Source organism: Salinifilum ghardaiensis (genome assembly GCF_054491345.1).
The window spans coordinates 4,349,935-4,366,559 of the sequence record NZ_CM137101.1 but is presented as its reverse complement, the minus strand read 5'-3'; the positions used below and the strand labels follow the sequence as shown (position 1 = coordinate 4,366,559).

General features: G+C 73.5%; 16 protein-coding genes. 14 read left to right on the top strand and 2 right to left on the bottom strand.

Going from position 1 to position 16,625, the window contains the following annotated elements:
* The 4 genes from ACVGV0_RS19870 to ACVGV0_RS19855 all read left to right on the top strand — a co-directional run bounded on the left by ACVGV0_RS19870 (position 1) and on the right by ACVGV0_RS19855 (position 3,972).
* Positions 1 to 918, top strand: coding sequence for a SurA N-terminal domain-containing protein (locus tag ACVGV0_RS19870; RefSeq protein ID WP_459157203.1), 918 nt, complete (start codon positions 1 to 3; stop codon positions 916 to 918).
* Positions 919 to 999: 81 nt separating this feature from the next.
* A complete protein-coding gene (locus ACVGV0_RS19865) occupies positions 1,000 to 2,040 on the top strand; it encodes a MazG family protein (protein ID WP_459157202.1) in 1,041 nt (346 codons plus the stop codon).
* Positions 2,041 to 2,189: 149 nt separating this feature from the next.
* The gene (locus ACVGV0_RS19860; protein WP_459157201.1) at positions 2,190 to 2,960 is read left to right on the top strand and encodes a lytic transglycosylase domain-containing protein; all 771 of its coding nucleotides are present in this window, start codon (positions 2,190 to 2,192) and stop codon (positions 2,958 to 2,960) included.
* A 70-nt stretch (positions 2,961 to 3,030) separates the two neighbouring features.
* The gene (locus ACVGV0_RS19855; protein ID WP_459157200.1) at positions 3,031 to 3,972 is read left to right on the top strand and encodes a lytic transglycosylase domain-containing protein; all 942 of its coding nucleotides are present in this window, start codon (positions 3,031 to 3,033) and stop codon (positions 3,970 to 3,972) included.
* Between the two features lie 125 nt (positions 3,973 to 4,097).
* Here the strand turns inward: ACVGV0_RS19855 and ACVGV0_RS19850 are convergent, their stop codons facing one another.
* The gene (locus tag ACVGV0_RS19850) at positions 4,098 to 4,514 is read right to left on the bottom strand and encodes a tetratricopeptide repeat protein (RefSeq protein ID WP_459160073.1); all 417 of its coding nucleotides are present in this window, start codon (positions 4,512 to 4,514) and stop codon (positions 4,098 to 4,100) included.
* 348 nt (positions 4,515 to 4,862) lie between these two features.
* Here ACVGV0_RS19850 and eno point away from each other — a divergent pair, with 348 nt between their 5' ends.
* The 4 genes from eno to ACVGV0_RS19830 all read left to right on the top strand — a co-directional run bounded on the left by eno (position 4,863) and on the right by ACVGV0_RS19830 (position 8,576).
* Positions 4,863 to 6,152: a phosphopyruvate hydratase gene (gene eno, locus ACVGV0_RS19845; RefSeq protein ID WP_459157199.1), complete on the top strand. Its 1,290-nt coding sequence runs from the start codon at positions 4,863 to 4,865 to the stop codon at positions 6,150 to 6,152.
* 3 nt (positions 6,153 to 6,155) lie between these two features.
* The gene (locus ACVGV0_RS19840) at positions 6,156 to 6,674 is read left to right on the top strand and encodes an FtsB family cell division protein (protein WP_459157198.1); all 519 of its coding nucleotides are present in this window, start codon (positions 6,156 to 6,158) and stop codon (positions 6,672 to 6,674) included.
* Positions 6,671 to 7,186, top strand: a complete 516-nt coding sequence (locus ACVGV0_RS19835; RefSeq protein WP_459157197.1) for a DUF501 domain-containing protein — start codon at positions 6,671 to 6,673, stop codon at positions 7,184 to 7,186. Before ACVGV0_RS19840 ends, ACVGV0_RS19835 begins: the two co-directional genes overlap by 4 nt.
* A 148-nt stretch (positions 7,187 to 7,334) precedes the next feature.
* Positions 7,335 to 8,576, top strand: coding sequence for a lytic transglycosylase domain-containing protein (locus ACVGV0_RS19830; protein ID WP_459157196.1), 1,242 nt, complete (start codon positions 7,335 to 7,337; stop codon positions 8,574 to 8,576).
* Between the two features lie 31 nt (positions 8,577 to 8,607).
* On the opposite strand, the gene ACVGV0_RS19825 is transcribed toward ACVGV0_RS19830, so the two are convergent.
* On the bottom strand, positions 8,608 to 9,405 hold the full coding sequence (locus ACVGV0_RS19825; protein WP_459157195.1) for a thioesterase family protein: 798 nt from the start codon (positions 9,403 to 9,405) through the stop codon (positions 8,608 to 8,610).
* A 369-nt stretch (positions 9,406 to 9,774) separates the two neighbouring features.
* Between ACVGV0_RS19825 and ACVGV0_RS19820 the strand changes: the two genes are divergently transcribed.
* From ACVGV0_RS19820 to ACVGV0_RS19795, 6 genes are all read left to right on the top strand, one after another.
* Complete coding sequence (locus ACVGV0_RS19820; RefSeq protein ID WP_459157194.1) at positions 9,775 to 10,728, top strand: Ppx/GppA phosphatase family protein; 954 nt, start codon at positions 9,775 to 9,777, stop codon at positions 10,726 to 10,728.
* Between the two features lie 200 nt (positions 10,729 to 10,928).
* Positions 10,929 to 12,548, top strand: a complete 1,620-nt coding sequence (locus ACVGV0_RS19815) for a peptide ABC transporter substrate-binding protein (RefSeq protein ID WP_459157193.1) — start codon at positions 10,929 to 10,931, stop codon at positions 12,546 to 12,548.
* A 117-nt stretch (positions 12,549 to 12,665) separates the two neighbouring features.
* Entirely contained in the window at positions 12,666 to 13,592 is a 927-nt protein-coding gene (locus ACVGV0_RS19810; protein ID WP_459157192.1) for an ABC transporter permease, read from the top strand.
* A complete protein-coding gene (locus tag ACVGV0_RS19805) occupies positions 13,585 to 14,559 on the top strand; it encodes an ABC transporter permease (RefSeq protein WP_459157191.1) in 975 nt (324 codons plus the stop codon). The genes ACVGV0_RS19810 and ACVGV0_RS19805 overlap by 8 nt, the downstream gene beginning before the upstream one ends.
* Before the next feature lie 84 nt (positions 14,560 to 14,643).
* Positions 14,644 to 15,582: an ABC transporter ATP-binding protein gene (locus ACVGV0_RS19800; RefSeq protein WP_459160072.1), complete on the top strand. Its 939-nt coding sequence runs from the start codon at positions 14,644 to 14,646 to the stop codon at positions 15,580 to 15,582.
* Positions 15,575 to 16,576, top strand: a complete 1,002-nt coding sequence (locus ACVGV0_RS19795; protein WP_459157190.1) for an ABC transporter ATP-binding protein — start codon at positions 15,575 to 15,577, stop codon at positions 16,574 to 16,576. Before ACVGV0_RS19800 ends, ACVGV0_RS19795 begins: the two co-directional genes overlap by 8 nt.
* Positions 16,577 to 16,625 lie beyond the last annotated feature (49 nt).

The following is a 16,625-nucleotide window of genomic DNA, read 5'->3' as shown; positions in this document are numbered from 1 at the left end:
GTGAGCTTCGTCCTGTCCCGCCGCGTTCGCCCGGTCCTCGCCGCACTGCTCGTCACCGGAGTGCTCGCCGGCTGCGGCACGGCCGACCGCGCCGGCGCGGCCGCGTTCGTCGGCGGCACGCGCGTCCCGGTGGGCGAGGTGCGCGGCTGGCTGCACGAGACCCTGCGCGAGGAGCCGGGGCTGAAGCGGAGGTTGCAGCAGCGCGACGAGGTCGACGACCTCGGCCGGGAACTCGCCGCGCAGCTCGTCCGCGAGGAGCTCACCCGGCGCGCGGCGCAGGAGGAGGACCTCGCGGTCTCGGCGGCCCAGGTGCGCGAGCTCATCAGCGGCGCAGGGGGTGCGGCCGCGCTGACCGAGGGCACCCCGTACCAGCGGGACCAGCTGCCGCGGGCGGCGCGCTCGGAGCTGACGCTGGTGGAGCTCGGCCGCGAGTACTACGACCGCCTCGCGGTGAGCTTCGTGATGACCCGGGCCGACAGCCGCGAGGACGCCCGGCGCAAGGCCCGGCGGATGGCCGCGGGGCCGCAGCAGGCCCGCGACCTGCTCGCCGCGGACCGCCGATCCGGGCTGCCGGCGCAGCGCATCGACGGGCTGCGCGCGTCCGCCGCGCCGAGCACGGCCGCGGGGACCCCGCTGTTCGGCGCGCGGGCGGGGACCGTGCTCGCCTACGAGCCCCGCCCCGGCTCCGGGCAGTGGCTCGTTGCGCGGATCACCCGGCGCGACGAGCACGCCGAACCCGACCGCCGGGCCCGGCCCGCCGGCGAGCAGGTGCTCAGCCGGTTCGGCGAGCAGCTGCTCGGGTTGACCGCCGCGCGCGAGGGCGTGCGGCTCAGCCCCCGCTACGGCGTCTGGGACCCGATCGCGCTGACCACCCGCAGCAGCGAGGACGAGCTCCGCGGGTTCCGGATCGAGCCGTGACCCGGGGCGCCGAGCCCGCTGCTCGCCCCTCCGCGCCCACCCCGGAACGGGGGAAGTGCGCGCTCCGGGCAGAATCGAAGCGTGGTTGCTGAGTCGAAGCCCGCATCGGGCACTGCCGTGGTCGTGGTGGACGCGCGGCTCGGCGAGGTCCTCCCCGCGGCCGCCTTCCCGCTCCTGCGCGACGCCGCGGACGTGTTCGCGGCGGAATCGGTGCCGGAGGCCGCCCGCGCTGCGCTGGCCCCGCGCGGGGCCGACCGGGCACCCGCGCCACCGGCGGCCGCGGAGCTCGTGCGGCGCGCGACCGAAGCCCCGGTCGTGCTCGTGACCACCGACGCCGCCGAACCACCCGCGGCCGAGCTGCGCGCCGCGGGCGCGGACGTCGTGGGCGCGCCCCGGCCGGCGGGTGCCGAGCTGCTGGCGGCCGTGTCGGTGATGGACCGGCTGCGCTCCCCGGGCGGCTGCCCGTGGGACGGGCAGCAGGACCACGACTCGCTGCGGCGCTACCTGGTCGAGGAGACCTACGAGCTGCTCGACGCGATCGCCCAGCGGGACCGCGCCGCGCTGCGCGAGGAGCTCGGGGACGTGCTGCTGCAGGTGCTCTTCCACGCCCGGGTGGCCGCGGAGGACGCGGGTGATCCGTTCGACATCGACGAGGTCGCCGCGGACCTCGTCGCCAAGCTCGTCTCCCGTCATCCGAACGTGTTCGCCCGGGACGGCGAGGTGCTCGACCCCGAGGCGCAGCACGCCCGGTGGGAGGAGCTCAAGCAGAGCGAGAAGCAGCGCGAATCGATCGTGGACGGCGTGGCGCTGGGCCAGCCGGCCGCCGCGCTGGCCGCGAAGATCGCGCAGCGCGCCCATCGCGCCGGGGTGCCGGTGGAGGACCTGCCCGCGGGTGACGGCGCCGGCGGGCGGATGTTCGCGCTCGCGGCGCGCGCCCGCGTCGAGGGGCACGACCCCGAGGACGAACTGCGCGAGGTGGCCCTGCGGGCGGACCGGGCGATCCGCCGGGCCGAGCAGCGGTTGCGCGAGGAGGGGCGCGAACCCGCGCAGGCCGGCGGAGCGGAATGGCGCGCGGCGCTGTCCGGTTCGCCCGAGCGCACCGCCGCGTCCCGCGAGCGGTGAGGGAGACTGCAGGAGCACCGGCCGCGGACGGCGTTCCCGCGAACCGGCCACCAGCGGGACCGGGGCGACGGCGGCCCGGGACACGGGTCGCGAAAGGCGCGTGAACGCGCGGACGGAGGGGTGCTGTGCCGCGAGCAGGTGCGCGGAGGATGCTGGTGTGCGTCCCGGCGCTGGTCGTGCTGACCTCGTGCTCCGCCCTGCTGCCCCGGGAACCGTCCGCTCCGGAGCCGTTCGAACCGCCGCCGGCGTCCGCGCCGCCCGACCCCGGGGTGGCGCCGCCCGAGGTGCGGCTGCACGACCCGGCCGACGGGACCCTGCCGCCCGGCTCCCGGCCGCAGGCCCAGCTGGGGCAGTGGTCGGAGGAACTGGCCGATGAGCTGAACATCCCGCGCGCGGCCCTGCAGGCCTACGGCTACGCGGCGCGGGAGCTGGAGCGCGACCGGCCCGGGTGCCACCTCAGCTGGACCGCGCTCGCGGGCATCGGCGCGGTCGAGTCCGGCCACGGGCGGTACGGGGGTGCGCAGCTGGACGCCACCGGCCGGCCCGACCCGGAGATCCGCGGGGTCCCGCTGGACGGCAGCGACGGGGTCCGGCGGATCCCGGACACCGACGACGGCGTGTGGGACGGCGATCGCGTGTGGGACCGGGCGGTGGGTCCGCTGCAGTTCATCCCGGACACGTGGCGCGACTGGGGCGTCGACGCGGACGCCGACGGGCGCGCCGATCCGCACGACATCGACGACGCCGCGATGGCCGCCGGCCGCTACCTGTGCTCGGAGGGCGTGGACCTGGCCGATCGCGGGGACTTCTGGACGGCGCTGCTGCGGTACAACGCCAGCCGCGACTACGTCGACGACGTCGTGGCCTGGGCCGACCACTACGGCCGCACCAGCCGCGCGCAGCCGGGCGAGCAGCGCTGACCGCTCCTGCCGCGCACCGGTGGGAGCGTGGTGTTGGTCACGAGGGGCTACTGGCGCGTAGCCTGTCGCCGTGCTTCGGTCGATCCACCGGGGAACCGCCCGCTGCGTCCGCGCGTGCGGCGCCGCGGCGCGGTCCCTCCAGCGGCGCCTCGCCGCGCTCGCAGTGCGCGGACCCGGCGCGCGGGGACTCGGTGCGCGGGGACTCGGCGTGCGCGGGCGGGCCGTTGTGGCCGTGGGACTCGTCGCGCTCGTCTCCGGCGGGATCGGGCTGCTCGACGTGCTCACCCGGCCGCCCGAGGCTCCCCGCGCGGGCCCGCTGCCGCGCGCGCCCGTGCGGCCGGCCGAAGTGGAACCGGGTTCCGAAGCGCCGGCGCCGGAGGAGGCCGCAGGTCCGGAAGCGATGCCGCCCCCGCCGGAGGAGGGCGCGTGGCAGCGGCACGACGACCCGGTGCGCGCGCTGGCCGACACCATCGCGTCCGATGTGGACGTACCGGCGCGCGCCGCGGAGGCCTACATCAACGCCGAGCTGGGGATGCGCCGGTACCAGCCGGAGTGCGGCCTGTCCTGGGTGACCGTCGCCGGGATCGGTCGGGTCGAGTCCGACCACGGCCGGTACGGCGGCCGGGTGCTCGGCGAGGACGGCACCTCGTCCCGCCCCGTCGTCGGGGTGCCGCTGGACGGCGGTCCCGGCGTGCGCCACCTGCCGGACAGCGACGGCGGCGCCCTCGACGGCGACTCCCGGTTCGACCGGGCGGTGGGTCCGCTGCAGTTCATCCCGGACACGTGGCGCCGGTGGGGCACCGACGGCAACGGGGACGGGGCGGCCGACCCGTTCGACATCGACGACGCGGCGATGTCGGCCGCCCGCTACCTGTGCTCCGGCGGCCGCGACCTGACCACCGGCGAGGGCTGGTGGTCGGCGGTGCTGACCTACAACAACTCCGCGGACTACGGTCGCACCGTCTTCGGCCTGGCCGAGAGCTACGCAGCGGCCGGCAACCGGCGCGACTGAGCCCCGTTGCGGCTGTTGGCGCTGATCGCGTGCAGCGCCCGACAGGGGTGACATCCTCTGGTGCCGGGAGGTGCCTCCCGCCGTTTCGTCTCCGAGCACGGGTGGCCAGCTGCTGGGAGAGCTCCTCACCGGCCGCGGAGGGCGATGTGCGCGTTGATCTCGCCGAGCGCTTCCTGGTAGGTGGGCGTCGGCGACATCGTCGCCGCGAGCCGCAGCTGCGCCCGGGCCTCGGCGAGCCGCCCCTGGCGCTGCAGCGTCCGGCCGAGCGCGAGGCGGGCGTAGTGGTCGGACGGGTCGAGCTCCAGCACCCGCGAGAACGCCGATTCGGCGCGGCCGAGCTGCGCGGCGAAGTAGTACGCCCGCCCGAGCAGCAGCTGCACGCTCGGCTTGTCCGCGCCGATGTGCAGCACCGGTTCCAGCGCGGTGAGCGCCTCCCGCGGGCGCCGCTGGGTGACGAGGTCCTCCGCGCGCCGGAAGGCCGCAACGGCCTCGCCGCCGAGCCCCGACGTGTCCGGCCCCTCGCCGGCTGGACCGGTTCCGATGTCGTCGCGCCCGCCGTTGTCCGCAGGGGGCGGCTGCTCGGGGCCACCCCGGTTCGCCTGGTGTTCCTCGCTCATAGCGACCTCACCATAGGACGATTCGCCGTCGGAAACGACGTCCAAGCAGATGGTAGGTGGGCGGGCCGGCGGTGCGCCGCCTTCCCGCGCGGTGCCGCGGCGGCCAGGCTGGGCGGGCGGCACCGCGACGTGTCGAAGGTGACGGGAGTGCCCACGGACCCGACCCGAGCGCATAGGCTCGGGAGTGGCCGGGGCCGCCAGGGCGGGCGCAGCGCGCGCACCCGGGGTCACCGCCGCGAGGTCAGATCGTTGGAACGCTGGTAAGGAGCACACGTGGCGATCATCGAGCAGGTCGGCGCCCGCGAGATCCTCGATTCCCGGGGCAACCCGACGGTCGAGGTCGAAGTGGCGTTGGAGGACGACACGCTTACCCGCGCCGCGGTACCTTCGGGCGCCTCGACCGGTGAGCACGAAGCGGTCGAGCTGCGCGACGGGGACGCCGGGCGCTACGGCGGGAAGGGCGTGCAGAACGCGGTCACCGCCGTCCTCGACGAGATCGGTCCGGAACTGCAGGGGCTGGAAGCCACCGAGCAGCGCGTCGTCGACCAGAAGCTGCTGGACCTCGACGGCACGGCCACCAAGTCCCGCCTCGGGGCGAACGCGCTGCTGGGCGTGTCGCTGGCCGTGGCCAAGGCCGCCGCCGAGTCCTCCGGGCTGGACCTCTTCCGCTACCTGGGAGGGCCGAACGCGCACGTGCTGCCCGTGCCGATGATGAACATCCTCAACGGCGGTGCCCACGCGGACACCGGTGTGGACATCCAGGAGTTCATGATCGCGCCGATCGGCGCGGACAGCTTCGCCGAGTCGCTGCGCTGGGGCGCGGAGACCTACCACGCGCTGAAATCGGTGCTCAAGTCCAAGGGCCTGGCCACCGGCCTCGGCGACGAGGGCGGATTCGCCCCGTCGCTGAGCAGCAACCGGGAGGCGCTGGACCTGATCACCACGGCGATCGAGAAGGCCGGTTACAAGCCGGGCCGGGACATCGTGCTCGCGCTGGACGTGGCGGCCACCGAGTTCTGCTCCGAGGGCGTGTACACCTTCGAGGGCAAGCAGTGGACCGCCGAGCAGCTGTCCGAGTACTACGGCGAGCTCGCCGACACCTACCCGCTGGTGTCCATCGAGGACCCGCTGTCCGAGGACGACTGGGCCGGCTGGGAGCAGCTGACCCGGCAGATCGGCGGGAAGGTGCAGCTGGTCGGCGACGACCTGTTCGTCACCAACCCGGAGCGCCTCGAGGAGGGCATCAACCGGGGCGTGGCCAACGCGCTGCTGGTGAAGGTCAACCAGATCGGCACCCTGTCCGAGACCCTGGACGCGGTGCAGCTGTCCACCTCCTCCGGGTACAAGAGCATGCTCAGCCACCGCTCCGGGGAGACCGAGGACACCACGATCGCCGACCTCGCCGTGGCCACCGGCTGCGGCCAGATCAAGACCGGTGCGCCCGCGCGCAGCGAGCGGGTGGCCAAGTACAACCAGCTCGTGCGGATCGAGGAGCTGCTCGGCGACGCCGCGCGGTTCGCGGGCGAGCTGGCCTTCCCGCGGTTCACCCCGGTGGAGGACTGACGCATGCCGGTCGGGCGCGTTTCGCGCAGCACGGGCCGCCGCGGTCGGGACGACTCGCGGCGGCCGGCCCGCGCCCGTCGCGGCACGTTCCCGCGGCCGACCGGGGCCAAGCGGTCCCGGTCGGCCGCGAGCAGCACCGGCGGCGCGTTCAAGCTCTCCTCCACGCCCCGCGCCGCGGTGCTGGCGCTGGTCGTGTGCGCGATGGCGCTGAGCGTCGCGGTGCCGCTGCGCACCTACTGGAGCCAGCGCGCCGAGCTCGCCGCGCAGCAGGAGCGCCGCGCGCAGCTGGAGCGCGAGGTGCAGTCGCTGCAGCAGCGCAAGGAGGAGCTGTCCGACCCGGCGCACGTGGAGGCCGAAGCGCGCGAGCGGCTCGGCTACGTGCGCCCGGGGGAGACGCCGTACATGGTGCACGTGCCGTCCCCGGAGAAGGGGCCGGGCGGGGAGCGGCCCGCGGAGGCGGACGAGGACGCGCCCTGGTACGAGCAGCTGTGGACGTCGATTCGAGGAGAGGACGGAGCGTGACCGGCAGCCACGAGGCGGCGCGGCCGATCGACGAGCACGACCGGGAGACCGTCGAGCGGCAGCTGGGGCGCCGGCCGCGCGGGTTGCGCTCCGTCGCCGCCCGCGACACCGCGGGCGAACCCACCGTCGTGTGCACCAACCCGCGCCTGGAGGACGGCACCCCGTTCCCCACGCTGTACTACCTGACCGCGCCCGCACTGGTCAGCGCGGCCGCCACGCTCGAATCCGAAGGCCTCATGCGGGAGATGACCGAGCGGCTCGAGCGGGACGCGGAGCTGGCCGAGCGCTACCGCCGCGCGCACGAGGCCTACCTGGCCGAGCGGGACGCGCTGGAGTCGCTCGGCACCCGCGTCAGCGCCGGGGGCATGCCCGAGCGCGTCAAGTGCCTGCACGTCCACCTGGCGCACGCGCTCGCCGCCGGTCGCGGCACCAACCCGGTCGGGGACGAGCTGGTCGACCTCATCGCGCAGCGCTGGCCCCACCTGCGCGGCGCGCTCGGGCTCGAAGCGTGAGCCGGTCCGTTCACGACTCGTCCGGGTGACGCCGCGCTGCGGCCATCCGGCGATCTCCTCCGCCGTCCTGTAAGGAAGGAAATCGTGCGCGGGCTTTGCGCCCCTGGGGCACCGACCGCGGCGCCGACTCGCAGGCGGGGAGAGGCCAGTGGCGTTGGACGAGGACAGCCGAGCGCGACGCGGTCGCGGCGGCCACAACCCGTGGCGCCGTCGCAGGCGCGTCGAAACCGTGGTGGCCGCGCCGCTCGTGGCCGCTTCGGCGGCCGTGCTCGTGGTCACCGGGATGCTCGCGCAGCGGGCCGAGGACGTGCCGGAGGAGGCCGACGTGCCGCCGCGCACGCTCGGCGTCGCCGGCACGCTGCCGGAGCGGAGCGATCCGCGGTCGCTCGGCGGGGCGGGCGAGCAGCGGACCTCCCCGAACCCCGCGGCCCCGGGTGCGGCGGCTTCCGACCCCGCGCTCCCGGACGACGCGGCGCAGGCGGGGCTGCTGGACATCCCCGAGCCCGTGCTGCGCGCCTACCGGTCCTCGGCGCGGACCGTCTCGGACGAGCACCCCGGCTGCGGGCTGCACTGGTCGATGCTGGCGGCGCTGGGGCGCGTCGAGTCCGGGCACGCGCGCGGCGGCGCGATCGACGCGAACGGCACGACGACCGAACCGGTCCGCGGACCGGTGCTCGACGGCGACGGCGTGGCGGCGATCCCCGACACCGACGGCGGGCGGCTCGACGGCGACGCGCGCTGGGACCGCGCGGTCGGTCCGATGCAGTTCATCCCGCGGACGTGGCGCGCGGTCGCCGAACCGGGCATGGACCCGAACAACCTGCACGACGCCACCACCGCAGCGGGGGAGTACCTCTGCGCCGGCGGGCGGGACCTGAGCCGCACGCAGGAGCTGGCCCGCGCCGTGTTCGGCTACAACCGCTCCGCCGAGTACGTGCGCGCAGTCCTCGTCTGGGCGAACGCCTACGAGCGCGGCGTGCCGCCGAGCCCCGGTGCGCTGAAGCCCCCGGAGACCGCGGGCACGGACGTGGAGGGGCCGTACTTCCCGCGGATCGAGCCGGTGCCGCCGGCGCCCGCCGTCCCGCAGCCGCGGTTCACCCCCCGAGCCGGCAGCGCGCAGCCGGGCAGCTCCGCCGCGCCGGAGGGCACCGCCTCCGCACCCGCGCAGCCGCCGGCGGGCGAGCAGTTCCCGGAGGACTCCCCGCCGCCGGAGGGACCCGCCCGGCCGTCCGAGGAGACCCCGTCGCAGCCGCCGGAGTCGCAGCCGCCGGAGGCGGGATCATCGGGGGAGCAGGCGCCCCGGGAGGCCCAGACGTCCGCTGCCGAGGACCCCGCGCCGGGCGACATCGAGGTGCCGCTGCCGCCCGCGCACCCGGTCGGCGAGTCCTGAGCAACCCCGACCCGGCGGCCACGGACGCCCGTCACCCCGCGGCGGGCGGAGCGGGGCGGACGGTGAGGATCTGCTGCGCCTGCCCGACGGGTCCGTTGACGTCGTGCAGGCAGGTGCTGGTGAGGCCTTGGCCGGCGGGTCCGAAGGTCACCGCGGTGTCGAGCCCGGTCCAGCGGCCTTCGGGCTGGCGGTGGAGGTGGACGGTCAGGTCGACGTTGGGGAACATCCACTCGGCGGGCGACTGGCGCACGGCGATGCCGTTGGCGGTGTCGACGAGCGCGATGTAGGACGCGAGCGGGCTGGTGGTCTGCCCGGCGACGAGGTCGAGGTCGGTGGCGACCCAGGCTGCGGTGCGGCCCGGCTGCGGCGGTGCGAGCGGGCGGAAGTCCAGGGAGGCGATGTAGCCGCCGGGCCACACCGAGGTCATCGACCGGGACTCGAGCTGCTCCGGGGGAGTGAGCGGGTCGGCGCCGCCGCCGGCCACGGAGCCGGTGTCGGAGGGGTTGAGCAGCCAGGCCCGGGCCCGCACCGCGGTGCGGGCACCGATGAGCACCTCGGCTTCGAGCAGTTCGATGGTGCGGCCGGGGCGGATCGTCTCCACCCGGATCTCGCATTCGTCGAGGGCGAGGCGCCCGAGGATGTCGAAGCTGACCCTGGACAGGACCAGGTCGTTGGCCGGCCGCGCGGCCAGGTGGCGCTCGATGGCGTGGACGATGAGCCCCCCGAGCGGGCTGAAGTGCTGCTCGTCGGGGTCCCACGCCCCGCCCGCGTGGGGCGTGGGCTTGTAGCGGTGCTCGTCGATGGGCTCGTAGTAGCTGCCGGTGTGCAACGGGGCTCTCCTCCCGGGTGGGCGAACGGGCAACGGCGTGGCGACCGGTGGGGCGGGGAGGCGCGGCGCGCAGCGACCGCCCTCACCGCGCGGCCGGTGCGCTCCACGTGCGGCACGGGTGCTCAACTCGTGGAGACTGCTGCCGGGCCCGCTGGCGCGGACGTGCCGTCGAGGATGCTCAACGGCCGCGCTGCGGCGCCACCCCTGCGGGCCGGGGTGGCACGTGACCCGGCGCACCTCCCGGCCTCCCCTCAGCTGCCCCGGCCTCCCAGCGGCACACGAGCGCCGATCCGCGGATTCCCTTACTAGTGTGGTGACCGCACCCCTCACCGGGAGTGGTGCGCACCGACACCGCGAGGAGGAACGCCGATGGCACGGGTCGCCGCGATCGACTGCGGGACGAACTCGATCCGCCTGCTGATCGCCGACGTGACGGCGAGCGGGGACGGGCGGCGCGAGCTGCGGGACGTGCAGCGGGACATGCGCATCGTCCGGCTGGGCCAGGGGGTGGACGCGTCGGGGCGGCTCGCCGACGAGGCGATCGAGCGCACCCGGCTGGCCCTGGTGGACTACGCCGAGGCCGCGCGGCAGGCCGGTGCCGAGCGCGTCCGCATGGTGGCCACCTCGGCCACCCGCGACGCGGCGAACCGGGAGGACTTCTTCGGCATGGTCCGCGGCACGCTCGGCGTCGACGCCGAGGTGATCACCGGCGAGGAGGAGGCCCGGTTGTCGTTCACCGGTGCGGTGAGCGCCTTCGACCCCTCCGGCAGCCCGTTCGCGGTCACCGACGTCGGCGGCGGCTCGACCGAGCTGGTGCTGGGCACCTGGGACGGCGCGCAGGCGCGGGTGCAGGCCTCCTACTCGGCCGACATCGGCTGCGTGCGGCTGACCGAGCGGTGCCTGCCGTCCGACCCGGCGACGGCCGACGAGATCGCCGAGGCGGAGAAGCTCGCGCGGTCCGTGCTCGACGAGGCCTTCGCCGCGGTGGACGCCTCGGGCGCGCGCACGTGGATCGGCGTGGCGGGCACGGTGACGACGCTGTCGGCGCTGGCCCTGGGGCTGGAGGAGTACGACTCGACCCGCATCCATCGCTCGTCGGTGCCGCGGGACGGCATCGAGCGGCTGACCGGCGACCTGCTGCGCATGGGGCACTCCGAGCGCGCCGCGCTGGGGCCGATGCACCCCGGGCGGGTGGACGTGATCGGCGGCGGCGCGCTGGTGGTGAAGGCGCTCGCCGACGAGTTCGCCGAACGCGCGGGCATCGCCGAGATGGAGGTCAGCGAGCAGGACATCCTCGACGGCATCGCGCTGTCGATCGCGTGAACGGGCGGGCCGCATCTCACGGAGTGGGCAATTCGTCCGCCATTTAGGTGAATTGTCCGCTGCATCGAGAAAGTCGGCTACGTCTTTATGACATCCGAGCGGTGCAGACCACTTCTCGCCTAAATTGTTCGCACCACGCGGTGGAGCGCGCCGACCGCGGCCCGTGGCGCCGCGTGGATGCGCGTTAGCGGGAGGTGCACATGCGAAAGCGACGCTTGGCCGCCTGGATCGCGGCCCCGCTCGTCGTGGGGCTGGTCGCCAGCGGCTGCGGCGGCGGTGGTGCCGGCTCGGAGGACGACTACATCTCGGTCAACTCGACCGAGCCGGAGAACCCGCTGGTGCCCGCGGACACCACGGAAACCGGCGGGGGGCGCCCGGTCGACGCGATGTTCACGGGGCTGGTCGGCTACGACGGGGAGAGCAGCGAGCCCTACAACGAGCACGCCGAGTCGATCGAGACCGACGACAACCGCGTTTACACGATCACGCTCAAGCCCGGCTGGACGTTCCACGACGGCACGCCGGTGACCGCGGAGAGCTACGTGCGGGCGTGGAACTACGCCGCCTACGCCCCGAACGGGCAGTCCGCCGCGTCGTTCTTCTCGCACATCGAGGGCTTCGACGAGGTCAACCCGGGCGGCGGGGAGAGCGGGGGCCCGCAGCCCGAGCCGACGGCGGAGAAGATGTCCGGACTCGAGGTGCTCGACGAGCGCACCTTCCGGGTCACCCTGGACCAGCCCTTCGCCACGTTCCCCACGATGCTCGGCTACCCCGCCTTCTCCCCGATGCCGGAGAAGTTCTTCAACGACCCCGAGGGCTTCGAGAAGCACCCCGTCGGCAACGGGCCGTTCACGTTCGAGGAGCGGCGCCCGAACGCCTACATCAAGCTGGGCCGCTACGAGGACTACGCGGGCGAGCACAAGCCGAGCATCCGCGGTGTCGAGTTCCGCGTCTACAACGAGCAGGAAACCGCCTACCAGGACGTGCGCTCCGGCAACCTCGACTTCATCGACGCGGTGCCGCCCTCGGCCCTGGTCGACGACAAGTGGCGCACCGACCTGCAGGACCGCGTGGTGGAGAAGGAGATCCTGCGCAACACCGCGCTGCAGCTCCCGCTGTACCAGGAGAAGTACCAGGACCCGCGCGTGCGCAAGGCCCTGTCCATGGGCATCGACCGCGAACGCGTCACCGGCGTCGTGTTCAACGGCGCCTACACCCCGGCGAAGGGATGGGTGCCCGAGGGGGCCGTCCCCGGCTACGAGTCCGGCGCCTGCGGTGAGAACTGCGAGTTCAACCCGGACCGCGCCAAGCAGCTGCTCGAGGAGTCCGGCTTCCGCGGTCCCGTCACCATCACGTCCAACGCCGACGGCGGGCACAAGGAGTGGATCGAGGCCGTCTGCGGGCAGTGGAAGAACAACCTCGGCGTGGGCTGCACCTTCAACGCGGTGCCCACCTTCTCCGAGTTCATGACGATGCACGAGAACCGGTCCCACGATGGGCCGTTCCGGTTCGGCTGGGTCGGTGACTACCCCTCGGCGGAGACCTTCCTCGGCAAGATCTACCGCACCGGCGCCTCCTCGAACTACATGGACTACTCCAGCCCCGAGTTCGACAAGGCGATGGACGCCGCCGACCAAGCGCCCAGCGTCGAGGAGAGCAACAAGGGGTACCAGCAGGCCGAAGAGGTCCTCGCCCAGGACATGCCCTCCATCCCGCTGTGGGACCAGAAGGCCGTCTCCGGCTACTCCGACCGGTTGGAGAACGTGCACGTCCAGTTCGACATGAGCCTCGACCTGGAAACGGTGCGCCTCAAGGAGTGACGCGCGAACCCGCGGGTCCGGTCGCCACCCCGACCGGGCCCGCGGTGCGCGCTCACATCGCGCCCCGGCAGCTGCCGGGGCACCGTTGGCACACCACCGTTGTCGAGGAGGTTCGGCGTGGGGCGTTACATCCTGAGGCGCCTGCTCCAGTTCATCCCGGTGTTCATCGGGACCACGTTCATCATCTACGCGCTCGTGTGGGCGCTGCCGGGTGACCCGTTCGCCGGCCGCTGCGGCGAGCGAGCCTGCCCGCCCGCCTACGTCGCCGAGATGACCGAGAAGTACAACCTGGACGATCCGCTCGTCATCCAGTACGTCAAGTACCTCGGCCAGCTGCTCCAGGGCGACTTCGGCGAAACCTACTCCGGGCTGTCCGTCGGACAGCTCGTCGGCGACGCCTACCCGGTCACGATCCGCCTGGCCGTCGTCGGCCTCGCCTTCGCCGCCGTCATCGGCGTCGCCGCCGGTGTCCTCACCGGACTGCGCGGTCGCGGCCTCGTGGACAACCTCGTGCTCGTGTCCACGCTCTTCCTCATCTCGCTGCCGGTGTTCGTCACCGGCTTCGTGCTGCAGGTGCTGCTCGGAACCGAATGGGGGATCATCAACCCCAGCGTGAGTTCCCAGGCCAGGTGGGGAGAGCTCATCGTGCCCGGATTCGTGCTGGGCAGCCTGTCCATGGCCTACGTGGCGCGGCTGACCCGCACCAGCATCATGGAGAACAAGCGCGCCGACTACGTCCGCACCGCGCACGCGAAGGGCCTGGCGCCGCGCCGCGTGGTCGGGGTGCACCTGCTGCGGAACTCGCTCATCCCCGTGATCACGTTCATGGGCACCGAACTCGGGGCGCTCATGGGCGGCGCGATCGTCACCGAGGGCGTGTTCAACATCAACGGCATCGGCGGCCTCGTCTTCGACGCCATCCAGACGAAGGAAGGCGTCACCGTCACCGGCGTGGTGACGCTGCTGGTGCTCGTGTACCTGCTGATGAACCTGCTCGTAGACGTGCTCTACGCGGTTCTCGATCCGAGGATTCGCTATGACTGAGATGCGCTCGTCCTCCACCGAGCAGACGACGGAAACCGCGCAGCGCGCGGATCCGGCGGCACCGGCCCCGGGGCGGCCGGCCGGCGGGAGCGGGGAGAAACCGCGCGGGCTGTGGGGCGACGCGTGGCGCGACCTGCGGCGCAGACCGCTGTTCCTCATCGGCAGCGTCCTGCTGGTGCTGCTGCTGGTCATGGCGGCGTTCCCGCAGCTGTTCACCTCCGTCGACCCGACGCACCAGGACCTGCTCCGAGCCCGGGAAGGCCCGTCGGGCGAGGCGTGGTTCGGCTACGACTCCCAGGGGCGCGACATCTTCGCGCGCTGCATCTACGGGGCCCGCACCTCGATCATCGTCGGCATCCTGGCGACGACGCTGACCGTCCTCATCGGATCGGTCGTCGGGCTGGTCACCGGCTACTTCGGCGGTTGGCTGGACAGCCTGCTGTCCCGGTTCGCCGAGATCTTCCTGGGGCTGCCGTTCGTGCTCGGCGCGATCGTCATCCTGACCACGCTCAACCCGGCCGCCCAGCAACCCAGCGCGACGCGGATCATCACGCAGGTGATCGTGTCGATCTCGGTGCTGTCCTGGCCGATCTCGATGCGCATCATGCGCTCCGCGGCGATCTCGGCCAAGCAGCAGGACTACGTCAAGGCCGCTCGCGCGCTCGGCGCCGGGCCGCTGCGGATCATCCGCCACCACCTGCTGCCGAACACGATCTCGCCGGTGCTCGTCTACGCCACGATCGCGCTCGGCGGATTCATCGGCGCCGAGGCCACGCTGTCCTTCCTCGGCGTCGGGCTGCAGTCACCGGTCGTGTCCTGGGGCGTGATGATCGCCGACTCGCGGGACTACATCTCCGTGGCACCGCACCTGCTGTTCTTCCCGGCAGCGTTCCTGGTCGCCACCGTGCTGGCGTTCGTCATGCTCGGCGACGCGGTGCGCGACGCCCTCGACCCGAAGCAGAAGTAGGAGAAGATCGTGTCTACACAGGACAGCAACGCGCCAGGCGCGGATCCCCTGCTCGCGGTCGACGACCTGCACGTCGAGTTCCGCATGCGCGAGAGCACCGCCCACGTGCTCAACGGCGTGAGCTACCGCGTCCGGCCCGGCGAGACCCTGGCCGTGCTCGGCGAGTCCGGCTCCGGCAAGAGCGTCACCGCGCAGACCGTCATGGGCATCCTGGACATGCCGCCCGGCGTGGTCACCGGTGGTTCCATCCACTACCGCGGGGAGGACCTGCTCGCCGCGGGCGAGCAGCGGCGCCGGCAGCTGCGCGGCGAGTCCGTGGCGATGATCTTCCAGGACGCGCTGTCGGCGCTGAACCCCGTCTACACCGTGGGGTTCCAGATCGGCGAGCAGCTGCGCCTGCGGCGCGGCATGTCGCGGCGCGACGCGACCAAGCGGGCCGCGGAACTGCTCGACATGGTGCGCATCCCCAACGCGAGGCAGCGCGTGCGGGAGTACCCGCACCAGTTCTCCGGCGGGATGCGGCAGCGCGCCATGATCGCCATGTCGCTGGCGCTCGACCCGGAGCTGCTCATCGCCGACGAACCCACCACGGCGCTGGACGTCACGGTGCAGGCCCAGATCATGGACATGCTCGACGACCTCCGCCGCGAGCACGGCATGGGGATGATCCTCATCACCCACGACCTCGGCGTCGTCGCCGAGATCGCCGACCGCATCGCGGTGATGTACGCCGGGCGCGTCGTCGAATCGGCCGACGCGAAGGAGCTGTACCGGCGTCCCGCCCACCCCTACACCGAAGGGCTCATGCGCTCCATCCCGCGGGTGGACACCAAGGAGTCCGAACTGGACAGCATCCGCGGGATGCCGCCGAGCCTGTCCGCGATCCCCGCCGGGTGCCCGTTCCACCCGCGGTGCCCCCGCGCGGAGCAGCGGTGCTCGGTGGAGGTCCCCGCGTACCACGAACCCGAGCCCGGCCGGATCAGTGCCTGCCACTTCGCCGAGGAGTTGATGAGCCGTGCCTGAACCGATCCTCGAAGTGCGCGACCTCGTCAAGCACTTCCCGATCACCCGCGGGGTGCTGTTCCGCAGGACGATCGGCCACGTGCGCGCGGTCGACGGGGTGTCGTTCGACCTCAACCGCGGCGAAACGCTCGGCATCGTCGGCGAGACCGGTTGCGGCAAGTCGACCCTCGCGCAGGTGCTGATGCACCTGGAACGCCCGACGAGCGGGCAGGCCCTCTTCGAGGGCCGCGACATGTTCCGGATGAGAACCAGCGAGCTGCGCAGGCTGCGCCGCGACATCCAGATCGTGCTGCAGGACCCGTACACCTCGCTGAACCCGCGGCGCACCGTCGGCGACATCGTCGGCGAGCCCTTCGAGATCCACCCGGAGGTCGCGCCGAAGGGCGACCGGCAGCGGCGGGTGCAGGAACTGCTCGAGGTCGTCGGGCTCAACCCGGAGCACATCCAGCGCTACCCGCACCAGTTCTCCGGCGGCCAGCGGCAGCGCATCGGGATCGCGCGGGCGCTGGCGCTGCGGCCGAAGGTCATCATCTGCGACGAGCCGGTGTCCGCACTGGACGTGTCCATCCAGGCGCAGGTGATGAACCTGCTGGCGCAGCTGCAGTCCGAGTTCGGCCTGTCGTACATCTTCATCGCGCACGACCTCGGCGTCGTCCGGCACCTGTCCGACCGGATCGGGGTGATGTACCTCGGGCGCATCGTGGAAACCGGCACCGAGCAGGAGATCTACGAGCACCCGCAGCACCCGTACACGCAGGCGCTGCTGTCGGCCGTGCCCGTGCCCGACCCGTCGGTGCGCGAGCAGCGGGAGACGATCCGGCTCGTCGGCGACGTGCCGAGCCCGGCCGACCCGCCGTCCGGGTGCCGGTTCCGCACGCGGTGCTGGAAAGCGCAGGAGGTGTGCGCCGAGCAGGACCCCGCTCTCGAGCGGCAGGGCGGTCAGCACGACGTGGCCTGCCACTTCGCCGAGGAGCGGCCCGCGGTCGTGTCCTGACCGGCCGATCCGTCCTGCCCCGCGGTGCGCGGCCGCGGGGCAGGGCTGC